At 62.9% G+C, this 18,589-nt stretch carries 21 protein-coding genes; 13 read left to right on the forward strand and 8 right to left on the reverse strand.

All coding sequences use genetic code 11. The annotated features are described in order from the left end of the window. The 7 genes from GS429_RS12025 to GS429_RS12050 all read left to right on the forward strand — a co-directional run bounded on the left by GS429_RS12025 (position 1) and on the right by GS429_RS12050 (position 5,459). Positions 1-186, forward strand: a complete 186-nt coding sequence (locus tag GS429_RS12025) for a DNA-directed RNA polymerase subunit K (RefSeq protein ID WP_160065599.1) — start codon at positions 1-3, stop codon at positions 184-186. Continuing rightward, positions 183-1,394: a phosphopyruvate hydratase gene (eno, locus tag GS429_RS12030; protein WP_160065600.1), complete on the forward strand. Its 1,212-nt coding sequence runs from the start codon at positions 183-185 to the stop codon at positions 1,392-1,394. The genes GS429_RS12025 and eno overlap by 4 nt, the downstream gene beginning before the upstream one ends. Further along, a complete protein-coding gene (gene rpsB / locus GS429_RS12035; protein WP_160065601.1) occupies positions 1,391-2,206 on the forward strand; it encodes a 30S ribosomal protein S2 in 816 nt (271 codons plus the stop codon). The genes eno and rpsB overlap by 4 nt, the downstream gene beginning before the upstream one ends. A gap of 171 nt (positions 2,207-2,377) precedes the next feature. Continuing rightward, positions 2,378-2,500: a hypothetical protein gene (locus GS429_RS22395; RefSeq protein WP_268892283.1), complete on the forward strand. Its 123-nt coding sequence runs from the start codon at positions 2,378-2,380 to the stop codon at positions 2,498-2,500. 367 nt (positions 2,501-2,867) lie between these two features. Continuing rightward, positions 2,868-3,806 (forward strand): DUF7283 family protein, encoded by a 939-nt coding sequence (locus GS429_RS12040; protein WP_160065602.1) that lies wholly within the window; start codon positions 2,868-2,870, stop codon positions 3,804-3,806. Then, a complete protein-coding gene (locus GS429_RS12045; protein ID WP_160065603.1) occupies positions 3,784-4,299 on the forward strand; it encodes a DUF7285 family protein in 516 nt (171 codons plus the stop codon). The genes GS429_RS12040 and GS429_RS12045 overlap by 23 nt, the downstream gene beginning before the upstream one ends. Positions 4,300-4,301: 2 nt before the next feature. Continuing rightward, positions 4,302-5,459, forward strand: coding sequence for a DUF7284 family protein (locus tag GS429_RS12050; RefSeq protein ID WP_328821370.1), 1,158 nt, complete (start codon positions 4,302-4,304; stop codon positions 5,457-5,459). A gap of 22 nt (positions 5,460-5,481) precedes the next feature. On the opposite strand, the gene GS429_RS12055 is transcribed toward GS429_RS12050, so the two are convergent. The 4 genes from GS429_RS12055 to GS429_RS12070 form a co-directional block, all read right to left on the reverse strand. Next, a complete protein-coding gene (locus GS429_RS12055; protein ID WP_160065604.1) occupies positions 5,482-6,402 on the reverse strand; it encodes a thiamine-phosphate synthase family protein in 921 nt (306 codons plus the stop codon). Between the two features lie 79 nt (positions 6,403-6,481). Then, the gene (gene phnE / locus GS429_RS12060) at positions 6,482-7,360 is read right to left on the reverse strand and encodes a phosphonate ABC transporter, permease protein PhnE (RefSeq protein WP_160065605.1); all 879 of its coding nucleotides are present in this window, start codon (positions 7,358-7,360) and stop codon (positions 6,482-6,484) included. Next, positions 7,347-8,054: a phosphonate ABC transporter ATP-binding protein gene (locus GS429_RS12065; RefSeq protein WP_160065606.1), complete on the reverse strand. Its 708-nt coding sequence runs from the start codon at positions 8,052-8,054 to the stop codon at positions 7,347-7,349. Before GS429_RS12065 ends, phnE begins: the two co-directional genes overlap by 14 nt. Before the next feature lie 6 nt (positions 8,055-8,060). Further along, entirely contained in the window at positions 8,061-9,002 is a 942-nt protein-coding gene (locus tag GS429_RS12070; RefSeq protein WP_160065607.1) for a phosphate/phosphite/phosphonate ABC transporter substrate-binding protein, read from the reverse strand. A gap of 155 nt (positions 9,003-9,157) precedes the next feature. On the opposite strand from GS429_RS12070, the gene mvk reads away from it, so the two are divergent. Further along, positions 9,158-10,144 carry a mevalonate kinase gene (gene mvk, locus GS429_RS12075; RefSeq protein WP_160065608.1) on the forward strand — a complete coding sequence of 329 codons (987 nt, stop codon included), beginning with the start codon at positions 9,158-9,160 and terminating at the stop codon, positions 10,142-10,144. Beyond that, the gene (locus tag GS429_RS12080; RefSeq protein WP_160065609.1) at positions 10,141-10,911 is read left to right on the forward strand and encodes an isopentenyl phosphate kinase; all 771 of its coding nucleotides are present in this window, start codon (positions 10,141-10,143) and stop codon (positions 10,909-10,911) included. The genes mvk and GS429_RS12080 overlap by 4 nt, the downstream gene beginning before the upstream one ends. 175 nt (positions 10,912-11,086) lie before the next feature. Here GS429_RS12080 and GS429_RS12085 read toward each other — a convergent pair whose 3' ends face one another. Beyond that, positions 11,087-12,778 (reverse strand): thiamine pyrophosphate-binding protein, encoded by a 1,692-nt coding sequence (locus GS429_RS12085; RefSeq protein ID WP_160065610.1) that lies wholly within the window; start codon positions 12,776-12,778, stop codon positions 11,087-11,089. Between the two features lie 117 nt (positions 12,779-12,895). Between GS429_RS12085 and GS429_RS12090 the strand changes: the two genes are divergently transcribed. After that, positions 12,896-13,810, forward strand: coding sequence for a YncE family protein (locus tag GS429_RS12090; protein WP_160065621.1), 915 nt, complete (start codon positions 12,896-12,898; stop codon positions 13,808-13,810). 131 nt (positions 13,811-13,941) lie between these two features. Then, the gene (locus GS429_RS12095; RefSeq protein ID WP_160065611.1) at positions 13,942-14,802 is read left to right on the forward strand and encodes a UbiA family prenyltransferase; all 861 of its coding nucleotides are present in this window, start codon (positions 13,942-13,944) and stop codon (positions 14,800-14,802) included. Positions 14,803-14,865: 63 nt separating this feature from the next. On the opposite strand, the gene GS429_RS12100 is transcribed toward GS429_RS12095, so the two are convergent. Together GS429_RS12100 and GS429_RS12105 are read right to left on the reverse strand one after the other, a co-directional pair. After that, positions 14,866-15,147: an amphi-Trp domain-containing protein gene (locus GS429_RS12100; protein ID WP_160065612.1), complete on the reverse strand. Its 282-nt coding sequence runs from the start codon at positions 15,145-15,147 to the stop codon at positions 14,866-14,868. 195 nt (positions 15,148-15,342) lie between these two features. Then, positions 15,343-15,702 (reverse strand): hypothetical protein, encoded by a 360-nt coding sequence (locus GS429_RS12105; protein WP_160065613.1) that lies wholly within the window; start codon positions 15,700-15,702, stop codon positions 15,343-15,345. 1,072 nt (positions 15,703-16,774) lie between these two features. On the opposite strand from GS429_RS12105, the gene GS429_RS12110 reads away from it, so the two are divergent. Continuing rightward, positions 16,775-17,080, forward strand: coding sequence for a DUF4242 domain-containing protein (locus GS429_RS12110; RefSeq protein ID WP_160065614.1), 306 nt, complete (start codon positions 16,775-16,777; stop codon positions 17,078-17,080). 215 nt (positions 17,081-17,295) lie between these two features. On the opposite strand, the gene GS429_RS12115 is transcribed toward GS429_RS12110, so the two are convergent. After that, complete coding sequence (locus GS429_RS12115; RefSeq protein ID WP_160065615.1) at positions 17,296-17,841, reverse strand: cupin domain-containing protein; 546 nt, start codon at positions 17,839-17,841, stop codon at positions 17,296-17,298. A gap of 228 nt (positions 17,842-18,069) precedes the next feature. On the opposite strand from GS429_RS12115, the gene GS429_RS12120 reads away from it, so the two are divergent. Further along, on the forward strand, positions 18,070-18,519 hold the full coding sequence (locus GS429_RS12120) for a GNAT family N-acetyltransferase (RefSeq protein WP_160065616.1): 450 nt from the start codon (positions 18,070-18,072) through the stop codon (positions 18,517-18,519). Positions 18,520-18,589 lie beyond the last annotated feature (70 nt).

Consider the following 18,589-nt stretch of genomic DNA (forward strand, 5'->3'; position numbering starts at 1 on the left):
ATGCAACAGGAACGTCACAATCGCTACGAGAAAGCACGCATCCTCGGCGCGCGAGCGCTGCAGATATCGTACGGTGCACCGGTGTTGATCGAGACGAATCAGTCCGAACCGATCCTCATCGCCGCCGAAGAGTACGACGCCGGCGTCCTGCCGTTTACCGTCAAGCGGGGGTACGACCGGAAATGACGCTCATTACCGACGTTCGGCTCCGACGCATCCTGGACTCGCGGGGTAACCCGACAGTCGAGGCTGACGTCGTGACCGAAAGCGGGGGCTTCGGCCGTGCAGCGGCACCGAGCGGTGCCAGCACGGGCGAGTACGAGGCCGTCGAGCGACCGCCGACCGAGGCGATCGCTGCGGCCCGCGAACACGCCGTCCCGCGTCTCGTCGGTGAAGCCTACGCCGGCAACCAGCGGGAAGTCGACGCTATCTTGCACGCTGCAGACGGCACCGACGACTTCTCCGAAATCGGCGCCAACAGCGCAGTCGCGATTTCGATGGCCGCCGCGAAGGCCGGCGCCGACGTGCTCGGCGCACCGCTGTTCCAGCACCTCGGCGGGGCGTTCCGCGGAGAGAACTTCCCAGTTCCGCTCGGTAACGTCGTCGGCGGTGGCGAACACGCCGCCGACGCGACCGACATTCAGGAGTTCCTCGCCGCACCCGTCGGCGCGCCGAGTGTCGAAGACGCCGTCTTCGCTAACGCCGCCGTCCACGACGCCGTTGCCGACCTGCTCGAGGAACGCGGTGTTCCGTCCGGCAAAGGTGACGAGGGCGCATGGGCTCCCTCGATCGACGACGGCGAGGCGTTCGAAATCGTCGCCGAAGCGGTTTCGCTGGTCGAGGACGACGTCGGCTTCAACATCGGCTTCGGACTCGACGTCGCTGCTGCCGAGATGTACGACGACGAGTCGGAGACCTACGAGTACGAGTCAGCCGGCGTCAGCCGCGACACGGACGAACAGATCGAATACATCGCCGACCTCGTCGACGAGTACGACCTCGTCTACGTCGAGGACCCGCTCGACGAGAACGATTACGACGCCTTCGCCGATCTCACGGACGCGGTCGGCGACCAGACGCTGATCTGTGGTGATGACCTGTTCGTCACGAACACCGGCCGACTCATCGACGGCATCGATCGCGGCGCGGCAAACAGCATCCTGATCAAGCCAAACCAGATCGGGACGCTGAGCGACGCCTTCGACGCAATCGAACTCGCGACTGAGAACGGCTACGATTCGGTCATCTCTCATCGCTCCGGCGAAACCGAGGATACGACGATCGCACACCTCGCCGTCGCGACCGACGCACCCTACATCAAGACGGGTGCCGTCGGCGGCGAGCGAACCGCAAAGCTCAACGAGCTCATCAGAATCGCAGACGACGCGACATGACAGACAACGACTCATCCCAGGAAGGGCTCGACGCCGCCGAAGAAGAGATCGACGAGGAGCCAGCCGAAGGGGCTGGCCCCGCCGCCGATCCCGACGAAGACGTCGAGCCAGCCGACGAACAACCCGCCGACGCCGAAGCCACCGAGGCCGACGCCGACGCAGAACCAGCCACTGACGAGGAGCCAGAAGACGCCGGTCCAACCCTCGACGACGACGTAATGTCCGACGAGGAGGCCGACCTGCTCATTCCCGTCGAGGACTACCTCGGCGCCGGTGTTCACATCGGGACCCAGCAGAAGACCAACGACATGGAGCGGTTCATCCACCGCGTCCGGACCGACGGTCTCTACGTGCTCGACGTTTCGAAGACCGACGGCCGCATCCGCACGGCCGCGAGCTTCCTGTCGAACTACGATCCAGAACAGATCCTCGTCACCTCGAGTCGCCAGTACGGTCGGTTCCCGGCGGAGAAGTTCGCCGAAGCCGTCGGCGCTCGCGCCCGCACCGGTCGTTTCATCCCGGGTACCCTGACGAACCCGAAGTACGACGGTTACATCGAACCCGACGTACTCGTCGTCACGGACCCGATCGGTGACGCTCAGGCCGTCAAGGAAGCTATCACGGTCGGCATCCCGGTCATCGCGATGTGTGACTCGAACAACCAGGTCAGTAACGTCGACCTCGTCGTCCCGACGAACAACAAGGGTCGAAAGGCCCTCTCGGTCGTCTACTGGCTCCTCGCCAACGAAGTCCTCGACAAGCGCGGTGCAGAGCCGTCCTACTCGCTCGAGGACTTCGAGAGCATGGTCTAATCCGAATCGGATACGATTCGAGACGAATACGGATACTGTTCGTTTTTCCGCGGCCGCGGCCGTGACCGAGTGCTGTCAGCCAGTCAGCGACCGTGAGGAGCGATTTCTGTGGTCGGTCTCTCGAGAACTTACGAGCAAAGGAGTTACGTAGGAACCGCTCGAACGAGGGCTATGATCGATTCGCTGTTCACGTTCGAAAAGGAGAAGATGCCGATCCCAGTGATCGCCGCGACGACAGGACTGATCGTGATTTTCGCACTCGGCATTCCGTATCGCGTGCTCGTCGGCTTCTGATACTGTCGGACAGCAGTCACGGCGAAGTCGGTCGCGAATTCGCGGCCGTTTAGCACTCCACTGGGTTGCGATGCCCAGCAGAACGCGTGGGTTCTGCGCACGTCTTCGACGGCGACGGCCCCACCAGCACGCCCGGCCCACACATGTCCGGCAGTATGACCGCTGAAGCGAGCCTGCTGTATCGCCGATTCGTGGCCAGTGGCGAATTTCGACCGGCGCTCAACCGCCCGTAGCGATGCTGACCCTTCTCAACAATCTCACCAGTGAGTGACTGATACGGTCTGCTCGTCAGTTCGCACAGGTGACTCTCTGGGGTTTGTGTCGTCCCGTACTCGAGTTTAAATACCATACCGAGCCCAGTCGGACTATGGACTGGGAGGCACCCGTTGACGCGTGGTACGTCTATCTGGCAGTTTCGCTCGTAAGCGTCGCGATCGCTGGTGTTGTCCTCGGCTTTCCGACGGGAGCCCCGCCGGATGCGAATCGGGCGGCGAACACGATCGAACCGGTTGCCGGAAGCACCACCGAAGCCAGCGCAACGTGGGAGTACGACGCCGAAACGATCGTCATCGACGGGACGACCCTCGAGTTAGCAAACGAGCACGGAATCAGTCACGCCAGCCTGAATTATGGTGTCGTCGTTCCCGTCAACGATTCTAAACGGTTGGCAAACATAACTCGCGGTGCCGAGTTCGAAGCCGAATACGGCGACGAACTGGCGGACGAGGATACACACGCAGTCGAAACGTTTCTTTCGGAGGTCACAGACCAATACGAGAAAAACAGCGATACGAGGCTGACCGCAAGCGACGAACTAGTTGCTCGCCAGGTCAGTGTCGACCCGGCGGACGACAACATCAGGTCGTTCGTCGAGGTCGTCAACTTCGAGTCGATTCCGTCTGATTGGAAACTCGGCGGTTATGTTATGACCGGTATTGGAACCGTGCAGGGATCGTACAGCGGGATCGATGGGAACAGCATCGAAATGTCCGTCGATGGTGACTACGCCGGCCCGAGTGGTTCTTCCATCAGCGACGCTGTTACCGATCAGACCTTTCATAGCGGCGAAGGCGAATTTTCGGTAGATATCGAATCATCGGATACCTTCGACCGACCGGGCGACTCTCCCGTGGACGTGACGATCGAGTTCGACAACGGTGGAACGTGCGTGGAGTCACTCGATCCCGGTTCTGAAGGGCGGTGTACGAACGAGATATCGCGCTCGGCCGACTTCGATGCTAGCGCACCGTTCGTCGAACACAAACGTACTACTGAGATGTACCATGTCACACTTGTCGTCGTCTAGGGCCCAGACCGAGCCGATCGCAGCGCTCGTTGCCGTGCTGGCGCTCAGTACCGGCATCGGGTTGTACGCCGTGTACATCGGCGGTGTACTCCCCGGACAGAGCGATCGCACTGCAGAAACGACGGCGATCGACCGCATCTGGGAGGACCTCGAGGACGAGGAACACGGCGTCTTTCCCGTCCCGGAGTACGAATCCGGCACGGACCGACAGCTGCGTGAGGCCCTCGATCAGGATTCGTTACCTGACGGGAAGAACGTCTACATAGCGATCACCGCGTACGAAGACGGTGAGCCAACCGTTTACGCCGCGGCTCACTTCGATTCCGAAGGCGACACGCTTCGGGAGCAACAACTCCCGTCGAGCCACGCGGACTTCGGTCCACCGCGAGCGGCGGGCGAACCGGATTCGACGGGCATCGCGACGCGACCGATTTCGGTCGAGGTAACCCCGGCGGACGTCCGCGGCGGCACGCTTCACGTGGAGGTCTGGTGACCGTGCGACGGCGCGATGCGGACCGCGACCGCGGTGTCAGCACCGTCGTCGATGTCGCTCTGGCACTGCTCTTGATCACCGCGAGCGTGATGATCGTCGGCTACGCTCTCACCGAGACGTCCGACGGTGGGGCCGGCGACCACACGGACCAGATCGTACCGAACGATGATGAGTTCGGTGACCGTTCGGCGACGCAGACGACGGAGGTCCTCGCCGAATCGACGATTGCCGTTACGTACAGCCTCGAGGATGTTCGCGACGAAGACGAGTTCTCCGAGCCCGTCATCACGAACGCACACACGTATACGCGAACCGATCACGGCTCCCCGCTCGGGTTGTTGGCCGACGCTGCGTTGACGAACCACCGGATCGGGGGTGATCCCGTGCTGGCCTACGGCCAGGAGTACGAGGAGGCCGTCGACTGGGCGATCCGTCACAATTTGTTGGGTGCCGAACGGAATTTCTACGTCGTCGCCGAGTGGGAACCCTATGACGGAGCGGGTATCAACGGCACGGCGACGGCCGGCGAACGGCCACCCGCCGACGCCGACATCTCCAGTACGTCGACGACGGTCTCGAGCGGATTTTCGGCAATCGACGACGACGAACTCGAGGAGAGTTGGCTCGACGCCGACGACTGGTGGGACGAAACGATCAGCGGCTTCCCGGGTGTCGACGACTCGGCAGACCTGCCGGGACTGGCAGGCTCGGACAACAAGTCCTACGCCGCGGCCGGGACGGTCATCGGTGAAACCATCGTAGAGGGCCTGTTCCCACCCGAACCGTCCCAGTACGCACTGGAAGATCAGGGGATCGAGCGAGCGCTCAAGGTCTACCACTACAACTCGATGGTCGAAACCATCGGCGACTTCTCGTTCCGGAGCGCAGACACCCATCCACCGCTGGTTCGCTCCAAAGCGAGGGCCGAGGCGGCGAATCACAACGTCCTCGTCGGCCAGGATGGCGGGTACGACTTCACCGACGCCGACGGACTTGCCGCCTGGATCGCGGCGGACATCCCCGACGCCTTCGAGGAGGAGTTCGCGGAGATCGACGAGAACTACGACGGCGAGGAGCGCGACGAGCGGAAAGTCGAGACGGTAATCGCGGCGTTGGCGAACGACGACGTGACGGTAACGGTCCAGACCTGGACCGAATGACGCGAAAACGTCCGCGAACGATTCAGGATTCCGTGGCGACCAATTCACGAACCCGTTCGACCGCAGCCTCGGCGTCGGTCCCGAAGACGTAGGTCGCGGGTTCGATCCCGAACGCACCGCGGTGATAGGCGACGTGTGGAACGCCGCCGTGTGCCGTGAACCTCGAGCGAAGGTGTGCCCCGCGGTCTTCGTAGTCGGCGTCGAACTCGAGGGTCGCCAACCCACGCTCCTGAGCGGCCTCGAGCAGTCGATCGTCCGTCGCGATATTCAGCGCGCCGCGAATATTAGGATCGACGTCGGAGGCGGCAAGGAGTGCGGTCGAAACGTGTTTGGAGGCCCCGAACTCGGGATTTGCGGGGATCTCGAGGCGGCCGTTCAGTTCGTAGATTCGGCCCGGAATCGCGGCGACGTCGGTTTCATCGTCGGGGTCGGGAAGACACATTCCGATATTGGTGCCGACGTTAGGGACGTAGCCGCTAATTTCGGGCACCGTGGCGAGGGTTCGTGCGGCCGTCCGCACGTCGGCGAGTACGTCTCGTTCGGCCCGTACGTCGGGATCGAGACCGCGGACACAGAGGTCACAGCCGAGTCCCTGAAGGGCGGGCATCTCCTCCTCGTGGAGTTCGCAGATCGGCCCGCGGTCCTCGAGGCTTCGAATCAGCGAGAGGAGTTCGGCCAACGCGTCGTAGCCGTCCATCTCGCCGCTCGAGAGACCGTCGGCGATGCGATCGACGGTGGCAACGGTTTCGGGGTGATTACGAAAGCGGTCGTCGCCGCCGCTCTCGCCGCCCACGTACTTGCTGACGGCGGCCTGGGTCACGCCGAGGTTGGCTGCGATCTCCTGTTGGGTCATGCCGCGATCGGCGAGTCGGGTCGCGAGCATGGCCCGCACCGTCGGGAGAAACCGGTCGACAACGAGTTCGCTCGGCAGGACGAGAGACATACGAGCGCGTAGCGCGGACACCGGCTTAAATCCGGCTACCGCGCTCGAACGAGCGCGCTCGAGTGTCCTGCGGTCCGGCTCAGCTCCGTGCGGCCCGCCGCTCGGCGTCGAGCAGGCTTCGGAGTCGATTCGCCACGAATTCGACGCTCACCACGAGGACGAGGATTGCGACGATCGCCGCCATGACCCGTGTATAGTTTCTGGCTCTGAAAGCCATGATCAGCGGATAGCCGATGCCGCCCGCGCCGACGATGCCGAGCACCGAGCTCTTGCGGGCGTTGATCTCGAGGTAGAACAGCGTCCACGCGACGTACGCCGTCGATACTTGCGGAATTCGAGCGGCCGACGTCGTCGCCAGGAGTCCGGCGCCGCTCGAGACGACGGCGTCGACCGGCGCGCGGTCGATCTCTTCCATCTCGTCGGCGAACAATCGTCCGAGGTCGCCGACGGTCCCCATCGCGATAGCGAGCGCACCGGCGACCGGCCCGAGTCCCGCGAGGATCACGAACAGGAGCGCGTAGACCATGCTCGGCACGGCCCGAACGCCGCCCAGAAACAGCCGCAGGGGAGTGTAAACGATTCGCGGCGTTACGTTGCTCGCGGCGAGAACGCCGAGACAGAACGCGAGCGGGAGCCCGATCGCCGTACCGACGCCCGCGATGGCCAGCGTCTCGAGGGTCGCCGACGCCAGCGTCGAGCCGTCCGCCTGCAACTGCGCCCAGAGCTGTCCGGGCGCGAGCATCTCCTCGAGCAACACGTCCCGCAGGTTTCCGCGGTGGGCGTAGAGGTACGCGAGGTCGAAACCGAGCCATCGCGCGGCCGCGAACACGAGAGCGACCAGCGCGACGACCGCGCCGGTCCGAACGACGAATCGGCGTCGCCAGCGGGCCTGAACCTGGTCGAACTCGTCGTCGACGGCGATTCCGTCTTCGGAGTGACGCCGCTCACGCCGGGACATTGTACACCTCCCCGATGCGTTCCGGGTCGACGTCGGCCGCGGCGGCGTCGAGCGTCAGCCGCCCGTCGGCGAGGCCCAGATATCGATCGGCGATCTCGCCGGCGAGTCGCGGTTGGTGGAGACTGACGAGGCCGACGAGGTCCTCCCGACGGACCACCGATGCCAGCCGCTCGAGAACGGCGCGAGCGGTCACCGGATCGAGCGACGCAACCGGCTCGTCAGCGAGGAGCACTCGCGGCTCCTGGTGGAGCGCGCGAGCGATGCCGACGCGCTGACGCTCGCCGCCGGAGAGGTCGCCGACGCGTTGCTGTGCGCAGCCGGCCAGATCGACCGCGTGGAGTCGTTCGATCGCGGCTCGTTTCTCCGCCGCCGTATGCCACCCGAGAAGCTCGCGCCAGGCCGACTCACGGGCGAGGCCACCATCGAGGACGTTCTCGAGGGCCGATTTACCGTCGAGCAGGGCTCCCTCCTGAAAGATCAACGCGGCGTCGGTCCGGCCGAGGGGCTCGCCCTCGAGTCGGATCGTTCCCGAATCGGGCCGTTCCAACCCGTTTAGACACCGCAGCAGGGTCGTTTTTCCGGAACCGGAGCGACCGACCAGGACTGCCATTGAACCGGGTTCGAGGTCGAACGAGATATCGGCTACCGCGTCGACAGCGCCGTAGCGCTTCTCGAGGCCGGTGACGGAGAGCATGGCGGTTTATTCGTCGCTGGTGTCGTCTTCCTCGTCCTCCGCTTCGGCGTCGTCGAGTGTCTCGATGTCGAGTCCCATCTGGTCGGCAATATCGCGAACGTGGTCGTACAGTTCGGGGTCGAACTCGCCGTACTCGTCGACTCGGTGGTCCTCGAGTGCCGTCTCGGGCGTCTCGATGAGCCGCGTTGCGAGCCGGTCGCGGACGTCCTCGGGCGTGTCCGGCTTCGCGACGATCACGTCGAACGGAATCGGATCGCTTTCCGCGATCTTGCTGATTTCGTCGTCGTCGGGATGCTGAAAATCACCGTACGCCGCGGCGTCGACGTGGCCTTCCTCGAGAACCCGGAGCGCGGCGTCGTGGCTCCCGGCCCAGTCGATATCGAAGTCGTCCGGTTCGGTCTCGATATCCCCCGCGTGCAGGCCCGCTTGCGAGAGCCTGTACCGGGGGAACATGCCGCCGCTGGCCGACATCGGGTCGACCATGGCAATGGTCTTCCCCTCGAGATCCTCGATCGACTCGATTTCGGTGTCGCTTCTGGTGGCGATGTAGGTGTGATAGGAATCCGAGCCGTGGGACCAGTTGATCGCGAGGGGGTGAACGTCGTCTTCTTGAGCGAGCACGAAGATGAACGGCGAGAGATTCGCCAGTTCTGTGTGTCCGTTGACGACGCTCTCGACGACGCCGCTGTAGTCGGTGGTCGGCACTCCCTCGACGGTGTCGACCGCTTCGAACCCGTCTTCGATCCACTCGAACGTTCCCGCGTACTGGTCCCGCAAATCTTCCGCGTCCTGGAACGGCGGCAACCCGAACTCGATATGTCCGTCCGCCCACGCCCCGACGGGGTGATCGCCTTCGTCGATGTCCGAGCCGGCGATGTCGTCGAGACAACCGGCAGCGCCGGCGGCAACGGTTCCGGCAAACGCGCTGAGATACGTTCTCCGATTCATAGCTACGATGGGGATCACCGAGGGTTAACACTCACGAATAGGTCTGAGTGCAGTCAGAATGCTGTCACGACCGACGGCGGGGCCACCCGGGTCAGTTGCGGGGGCCGTCGCTTCCGAAAGATAGGTATTAACCGTCGTCGTGCGAACGGCCGGACATGGCAGTCTCGAGCGCTCCCGGCAAGGTGTATCTGTTCGGGGAGCACGCGGTGGTCTACGGCGAACCCGCCGTTCCGTGTGCCATCGAGGTGCGGGCACGGGTCGGCGTCGAGCAACGATCGGACAACAAACTCCGGATTCACTCCGAAGACCTGAGCCTGGACGGCTTTACGGTCGAGTACGCGGGGTCGGCGGACGAGCGTCCCGACGTGGACGTCTCCGAGTCCCTGCTGACCGCGGCGATGGGGTACGTCGACGGCGCGATCGAACAGGTCCGGGACGTGACCGGCGACGACGACGTCGGATTCGACGTGACCATCGAGAGCGACATTCCGCTGGGTGCGGGCCTGGGGTCGTCCGCGGCGGTCGCCGTCGCCGCTATCGACGCCGGAACGCGCGAACTCGGCACGACGCTCGAGATCGACGAACTCGCCGAGCGTGCCTACCAGACCGAGTACGACGTCCAGGGGGGCCAGGCCTCCCGGGCGGACACGTTCTGTTCGGCCACGGGCGGGGCCGTCCGGGTCGAAGGCGATGACTGTCGGTCCCTCGAGGCGCCCGATCTCCCCATCGTAATCGGGTTCGACGGCGGCGCCGGCGACACTGGCGAACTCGTCGCGGGCGTCCGAGGCCTCCGCGAGGAGTACGAGTTCGCGGCCGACACGGTCGAGTCGATCGGCGACATCGTCCGGAACGGCGAGCAGGCGCTCGCCGAGGGCAATATCGAAGAACTCGGCCGCCTGATGAACTTCAATCACGGGCTGCTCTCGGCGCTTGGAGTCTCCTCGAGATCGCTCGATTCGATGGTCTGGGCGGCCCGCGACGCCGGCGCTAACGGCGCGAAGCTGACGGGTGCGGGCGGCGGCGGCTGTATCGTCGCCCTCGACGAAAGCGACGAGGCCGAGACGGCGCTGTCGTACACGCCCGGCTGTAAGGACACCTTCCGCGCCGAACTCGCGGATACGGGGGTGAGGCGAGTCGAATGATCGTCCTGAAACTCGGCGGGAGCGTTATCACGGAGAAAGACCGTGCGGAAACGCTCGACGGCGAGGCGCTCGGGCGAGCCGCCGACGCGGTCGCAGCGACGCTCGAGGCGGCCGGACAGGGGCCGGGCGGGAGCGAAGACGAAACCGCGGACCTCGTGATCGTCCACGGCGGCGGGAGTTTTGGCCATCACAACGCCAGCGAACACGGCGTGACGACGACCGACGGAACGCACGACGCCGCCGCGGCACTCGAGATTCACGGGGCGATGAAGACACTGAACCAGTTCGTCCTGACGCGGCTCCTCGAGCGGGACGTGCAGGCGGTCCCTGTTCATCCGTTTTCGGCGGGCCACCGCGACGAGACGGCCGCCCTCGAGTTCCCGACCGGGCAGGTCGAGACGCTACTCGCGGAGGGGTTCGTGCCGGTCCTCCACGGCGATATGATCGCTCACGCCGGCTCGGGTGCGACCGTCGTCAGCGGCGACGAACTGGTCGTCGAACTGGCTCGCGACCTCGAGGCCGACCGGATCGGGCTCTGTTCGACGGTTCCGGGCGTCCTGGACGACGCGGACGACGTGATCGATCGGATTTCGAAGTACAAGGACGTCGAATCGGTGCTGGGTGCCAGCGACGCGACCGACGTAACCGGTGGCATGGCCGCGAAAGTCCGGGCTTTGCTCGAACTCGAGGCCGAGGCGTCTATCTTCGGGCTCGAGGCGCTGGATTCGTTCCTTCGGGGTGAGCCGGCGGGGACGACGATCGAGTAGCGTCGCTGGCGACGGCGAGCGGACGGACAAGGCGTCTCGATCCCGAATTTTGACTGGGGGTTCCAAGTTCCGAGCGCAGTCGTCGGTCAGACGGACTGCTATGGGTCAGTGCCGGCGCGGCCGCGAGCAGTCTTGCTCTTCGGTTGATCCGCAAAACGAGTTCCAACAGGCCGTCTCAGTCGTGTACCAACACGTCGAGCACGTTGGTCCCGTCGTTGGCCAGTGCCTCCTCGAGTGCGCCTTCGATCTCGTCCGGCGTTGCTACCCGTTCGGCGCGTGCGCCGTGGCTCTGGGCGTTTGTGACGAGGTCGACGGCCGGATCGAAGTCCATCCCGGCGAACTCGTAGTCGGCTTCGTCGCCGCCCATCAGTTTGAGCGTGTTATCCTTCAGGATGCGGTAGTTGCGGTTGTCCGAGATAACGACCGTGAGGTCGACGTCGTGCCGGGCCGCGCTGTAGATCGAGTGGGGGTAGTAGAGGTAGGAACCGTCGCCGATGAAACCGACGACATCGCGGGGATCGTCCCGCTGGCCCTCGGCGACGGCGGCACCGACCGACGCGGGGAGGCCGTAGCCGAGGCCGCCGCCCTTGTTCGAAATGTACTGTTCGGGCGCGAGGTCCCAGCGGGTCAGCATGGCGTACTTCGAGGTCACACCCTCGTCGACGATGTACGCGTCACCGGCGACGGCCTCCATCGCGTCGACGAGTTCGGCCTTCGAGGACCGGGGGTCATCCTCGGCGTCGCCCTCGCCCATGCCGGCCATCTGCGCCTCGACCATCTCCTTGATCGCGCCGACGTTCTCGAGTCGCTCTTCGACGGTCTCCGCGGAGAGGCGACCCTGTAGTCGTTCGATGAGGTCCTGCATGACCAGCCCCGGATCGCCGACGATGGCCGCGTCAGCGGGCTGGTTCTTGCCGATCTGCCAGTCGTCGTCGCTGATGTGGATACACGCGGTGTCCGGATCGACCAGCGCCTCCTCGTGGCGGGTCAGCGTCGTGTTGGTCGAGCAGCCGACGAACGCGACCGTATCGGTGTCCATCAGCATCGATGCGAGGGTTTCGTCCGGTGGGATGTAGGAAACCCACTGGTCGTGGTCGGTCGGGAAGTTAACCTCGCAGGAGAGGATTTCGCCGTGGATCCGGGCGCCGGTGGTCTCGGCGAGTTCGACCGCCGCCGCGACGGCGTCCGCACCCGAGCGGGCGACGTGGTCTCCCAGGACAATCACCGGACTCTCGGCCTCGGCGAGCAGGTCAGCAGCGTGCTCGAGCTGCGCGGGATCGCCGCTGCCGGCGTTCGGAATCGGACCGAGGCGTTCGGGCTCGGCGTCGGTCTCCTCGAGCATGACGTCCAGGGGCAGCCCGAGGAAGACGGGACCCGTCGGCGGCGTCATCGCGACGCGGAACGCCCGCCGGAGCATCGTCGGGAGCGCGGAGACGTCGAGCACCTCGTCGGACCACTTGCAGAACTGTTCGGTCATCTCGACAAGATCGCCCGACAGAATGGGTTCTTCGTGACGGAAGTCCGTGCTGTGGTTGCCCGCGGTGACGACCAGCGGCGCGCCGGCGATCTTGGCGGCGTAGAGGTTCCCCAGCCCGTGGGCCAGCCCTGGAGCGATGTGGAGATTCGCGACGCCGACCGGCGTGATCGAGTCGTCGTGATGGGAGTGATAACGCCGGGTCTGGGCGTATCCCGAGGCCATCCCGACCGCGATGTCCTCGTGCAGTCCCAGCACGTAGTCCAGGTCACTCTGGCTGATCGCCTCCATGATCGGCAGCTCCGTCGTGCCCGGATTCCCGAAGACGTAGTCGACGCCGTAGGACTCGAGCGCGTCGGTGAAGAGATCGGCACCGGTGTAATCGTCTGCCATGAAACATCGTGGCTCGTGCTGGCACATGAATTTGTGTGTTCCAGCGACTCCTCCCCGACGCGTTTTCCGGTTCTCGAGGGCTTAGGAAACCCGGGGGCGCATGGCACACGTATGAGCATGAGCGATCAGTTGCTGGTACTCAACAAGGATTCGGACACGATGTCCGTCATCGACGCCGACTCCGGCGAGACCGAAACCGTCGTGGAAACGGCGTTCAACCCCCACGAGATCGAAGTCACGCCGGACGGCGAGAAGGCGTACATCACCTGCTCGCTGGGCGGGTCACTGCTGGTCTTCGACACCGAGACCTGGGAGCGAACGGCCGAAATCGAACATGAAGAGTTCGACTTCCCCCACGGGTTGGCGATCCGCGAGAGCGCCGGTGAACTGTGGCTGGCCTCGACGTATAGCAGCCGAGTGTACGTGATCGACATCGAGACCGACGAGATCGTCGATCACATTCCGACCCATCAGGACAAATCCCACATGGTGGCGCTTACGCCCGACGAGGAGCGGGCGTTCGTCGCCAACATCGGCAGCGAGAACGTGACCGCGATCGACTGCGACGAACGGCGGCTCATCGCGGACCCCCGCGTCGGCGAGGAGCCCGAAGGGATCGAGGTCCACCCCGAGGCAGGGCTGCTCGTTGCGAACCAGGAAGACGGAATGCTTTCGGTACTCGATCCGGAGACGCTCGAACAGACGAGCCGTGCGCTGCTCGGCGAGACCCCGATCCGCGTGGTTCCGTCCCCGGACGGTCGGCACGTCCTCGTTCCCAACCGGGAGTCGAACGACGTGTCCCTGATCGACACCGAGCACGTCCGCGACGGCGACCGGCAGCCCTGGGAAATCGCCCGTATTCCGGTCGGCATCTGGCCCGGCGGCACCGTTTTCTCCCCCGACGGGGAACGCGCTTTCGTCGCGAACAACAAGACGAACGACGTTTCCGTGATCGACTGCGAGGACTGGACCGAACTCGAGCGATACGAGACGGAGCTCCATCCGGACGGAATCGCGTACTTGCCACGATAGAGCGTCGCCCGCACGCGTTCTCACTCTACCTGCGGTCCCGTTGTCTTGTTTTCGCACACTGTTTCGAGTCTCGTCCCTCGAGTGCAGGTGCCGCCCGCGGTATTTTACATCAGTTCGTTGTCGGTCGGGGTATGGCCCTCGCGAGAGCTGAATCCGGTGTCGGAGCGACGGTGTCCGCGTTCTGGTCGCAGGTCCACCCCGTCTTCATGCTGCCGCCGCTCGCCGCGTCGCTGTTCGGTGCGATTTTGACCACTCACTTCACGCCTTCACTTGCGATACTCCACGTCGTCGCGATATTCGCGGCGGTCTACACCGCACATCTCAAGGACGGCTACGTCGACTTCCACGTCCGGGGTGAAGACGACGACCATCCGCTCTCCGAGCACGGCTGTCGGGTCGGTCTCGCCGCTTCGACGGCGACGTTCGCGCTCTGTTGTCTCCTCCTCTTCGTGCTCGTCGGCTGGATGGCCGTCGCGCTGACGCTACCGACGTGGGTTATCGCCTACCATCACGCGCCACAGCTCGATACGAATCCCCTGACGGCGACGACCGGCTACCCGCTCGGGATCGCCCTCTCGATACTGGGCGGCTTCTCCGTCCAGAGTGGGACGATCGCTGCCGTCCCGCTCGGCTTCGCGCTCGTCTTCCTCGTCTTGCTGTCGGGGATCAAGGTCATCGACGACGCGCAAGACTACGACTACGACCGCTCGATCGACAAACGGACCGTCGCCGTCACGCTCGGCCCACAGCGAGCGTACACGGTCGCGTACGGCTTGATGGTGGCCGCACTGCTCGTCGTGGTCGCCTTCGCCGCCGCTCGAGTTTTCCCGCCGACAGCCGTCCTGGCGGCGGTCGCCTTCGCGGCAGTTGCGCTCGTCGCTCGTCGAGCCACCCCCGATATCGCGACGATGTTGCTCATCCGCGGCTCGTACGTCTTTCTGGCCGTCCTCGTGGCCGCCGTCTGGTTCGAGCCGCTCGCCGCGCTCGTGTGAGGGGGCTGGAAATATCGGGTGAAGTGTAGGAGGAACGACTCGAAGCGCGCCTCGACCGCGACGCTACTCTGCCTCGGCTTCGGCCCCCTCGGACTGTTCGGAAACCTTCGGCGGCTTCCAGTCTAGCTTGATCGTCACCGTCTCGCGCTGTCCCCGCAGAATCGACGACCGTTCGCGGACCCCGATCTCGTAGGCGATTTCCTCCGACGGGTGGAGTTCGACCGCCTTGTTTCCGGTTTGGACCGTCGCCGAGCCGTCGCCCTCGAGTTCGTCGGCCAGCGCTCGAAGCTGTTTAGCAGCCTCGTCGCGTGTGACTCTATCAGCAGAGAGCGTTTTCTCTACCATGTCTGTGTCTCCCACAGATTTGCGCATAAGCCGTCCGCCTAACAACCGTGGTATCCTCGAGTGAGAGGGGATTCCGGCTTAGCAGCTGTGATCGTTGAATCTGATACCGGTAGGAACTGTTGAACCTCTTGATCGGAGATCGGTGCTACCGATCGGTTCTTCACGGCTCTTTTCGCGCCGAACTACCCAAACGGGTCATTCACTCGAAACGATATTGATAACCGCCCGTTCGTCACTCCGAACAAAGACCTCAAAAACACCTCCCTCGGTGATATCGACGTCGAAAGTCTCTTCGTCCGTAACACGCTCGCGAAATATCGACGCCGCTGTTTCACGGTGTATAATATCGCACGCTATCTCCGAGTCAGAGTCACTGGCCGTTCCGAGAGTGACCTCGATCCACTCGTTCGTCCCAGCCTGAAAGGTATAGAACGCCTCCCCGGAAAACGATTCATCGATGAGGTAGTCCTCGTCTGTTGACGCCGTAGGCAGTTCGAGACACCCAGAAAAGAACCCGAGAGTGACACACCCAGCGAAGATTGTCCGCCGTTTCATTTCTCGTCTTCGATTTACGTCTCGAGTGTCTATCGCATAAATATTTCGACGTTGTCATATGTGGCGGATGTAGTTTGAATATGTACTAAAGACTTCAAATAAAATACGATGTATAAGATAGAGTGACATAGTTTACTAGCGTAGCCGTATCGTAGAGATAGCACGGAAACAGTCACATCAGCAGACGGCACGGCAATCGCGTACGAACGGACAGGGAGCGGGCTACCGCTCGCGCTCGTGCATGGGAATGGCGACGTGCATAAGTTCTAGGATCTGGCTGGAACGCGTCCTGCTCTCGCGGAACACTGCACGGTCTATGCGATCGAGCGTCGTGGTCGCGGTGAGAGCGGGGACGCTGCCGAGTACCGACTGGAACGGAATTCGAGGTCGTGGTTGCGGTCGCCGATTCGATCGACGAGCCAGTGATCTTGCTTGGCCATTCCGGAGGAGCACTCTATTCGCTGGAGGTGGTCCTGCGAACTTACAACCTACGTAAACTCATACTGAACGAACCTCCTATTGCGGTCGGCAACCACGAACTCGGTATTGAAGCGGGGATTGCGAAATGAATCGATTGCTTGACGATGATGATAACGAGCATGTGATCGCGTTCTTCCTGTAAGAAGTAGCCGGCCTCACGCCGGATGAGCTTGATGCCGCTCGCTCCAGTCCAATCCGGCAGGATATGGTTGACGCTATGCCCACATTGCCTCGTGAGTTGCAAGCGATCGCCGAGTATGAGTTCGATGCAACTCGATTTGAGAAGATGACGCCGACCTTGCTACTGAGCGGTAGCGAGAGCCCTCCGTTCTACCAGGATGCAATAGAAACAGTCAACGGTACACTCCCTAACAGCCAGATCACTACTTTCGAGGGGCACCAACACGAACCGATGCACACCGCGCCGGACCGCTTCGTAGACGAGGTGCTCACTTTCGTCCGAAAACCGAGCTAGTCAGAGTCTGACGGTTTTTCAGGAGATGAGTTTATGTTATTGTTTCGCATAGATTGGAGAGTGGGTTATCCATCGGCCGGATAACACCGCCAGAGATACGAACGGAGGGTAATTACGATGGGCGAATCCGATCTGGAGGACTTTCTAATCCTTCGAGAGTTAGACGAACCGATCACACGAGACGATCTAGAGGCAGTTGATGAGCGATCGACTGCATGCCGTCGAGAACTCGACGATGAGGGGATGAACGTGCGTGCTGTCGAGTCGGAGGTCCTGACGGACGAAGACGGTAACGTGACTGGAACACACTGTCACTACAAGGCGGAGAGCGAAGCGGCGGTGCGGGAACACGCGAACCGGGCTGGACTCCCCGTCTCACGTATCGATCGCCCCGGTCGCCCTATCGGAGGCGACTTCGAATAACCATTTTTTACGGCCTTAGAAGCGTATTGAATAGCCGATTCATGATGTGCGTGGTGAAAATAAACAGGATCGCTGACCTGAACTCATCCGCTAAGTCGGTCACGCTATTCCTGACGAAATCTGAGTAGTTCGGACTAATCCTGCTAAATTCGGGGTACGAACGTCCCAGGAACAGGATTCGCTCTGCGGAGGGCGATGATAGGAGGGCCGGGCTATCAGCACTCTACCGGCTCGACCCACTCCGTCGCTGGTTCTCCATCGGGAATCCCGAGGAAAGTGACGTGTGCGAGCGCGCCCTCCTCGCTGTCCGCCTTGTGGACGTGGCCAGGGTCAATCCATGCGTCGCCCGCCGAGTACGTCCGCGGGACGCAATCGTCCTCCATCGTGTGCTCGATTTCGCCCTCGATCATACGGACGATGGACATCCCAGGGTGGCGGTGCCACCCGGACTCTCCTCCCTCTTCCCACGTCGCCTCGGCGAGGATGACGGTCGAGGCGTCGTCGAGGTCGACGACGAATGATTCGCCGGCGTCGTCGTAGGTCACCTCGAACGTCGACGACACGTCGTCGGTGAAGGACGCGTGCTCTTGGAGGATCTTGACCTCGAAGCCATCAGGTTCGTCTACCTCGACCTCATCGTCGTAATTGTCTTCGTCAGCGACCGTCGTCCCGCTCAGAACGAACGTCCCCGCCGTAGCCGCACTGGCTTTCAGCACTGCTCTGCGTAACACTTCGCCGGTTGATTCATTGTTGAAAGTCATGAAATCACTCTCGTGTGTATCGCCATTCCGCAGAACGACCTACGAGAAGCTAGCATAGATAGTCATTTGCTGGCATTCCAGCAGTCGGTGATTGCGTTGCAACAACTGATATCTGACCACCAGTTGCCATATTCATCCCAGTGCGACCAACTCAATCACAATTATGCCGCCGTACCAGCAGACGGCATACCAGGAAACCTAACAACCGAGCGTTGCGGAGTCCCCTGTATGGAACTCGTCGAAGCCACCGCAGACGACCTCGATGCGCTCGTTGACCGATGGTACGACCTCGCTAAGGGGATGGAGGAGCACTCCGAGTTGAACGAACTCGTCTACGCGGACGCTCGCGAGGTTCCCGACGACGGTTTCCGCGCTCACTTGGACGACGAAGACGTCACAGACTACCTCGTCGTCCACGACGGCGAACCTATCGGCTTCGTCACGCTCCGCGAGGGCTGCCACCCTTCCCGGCAGTACTCGACGTACCTTCGCATCGTGAACCTCGCTATCGACGAAGACAGGCGGAATCAAAGCCACGGCACGGCGGTCGTCGAACGCGTGAAAGAACTCGCTGGTGAACGGGGCTGTGACCACATCAAAGTCTCCTGTGAGTGGGAGAACGAAGATGCACGCCGATTCTACCGCGACACGAATTTCCGACCAAAGAGCGTGTCATAGAATCCAACTCATAGTTTGAGTTTCTCACGTCCTGGATCGTGTCCTCGCTCGTAGTTGGTGATCGCAATCG

This window comes from Natronorubrum halalkaliphilum, from assembly GCF_009834785.1.
GTDB lineage: Archaea > Halobacteriota > Halobacteria > Halobacteriales > Natrialbaceae > Natronorubrum > Natronorubrum halalkaliphilum.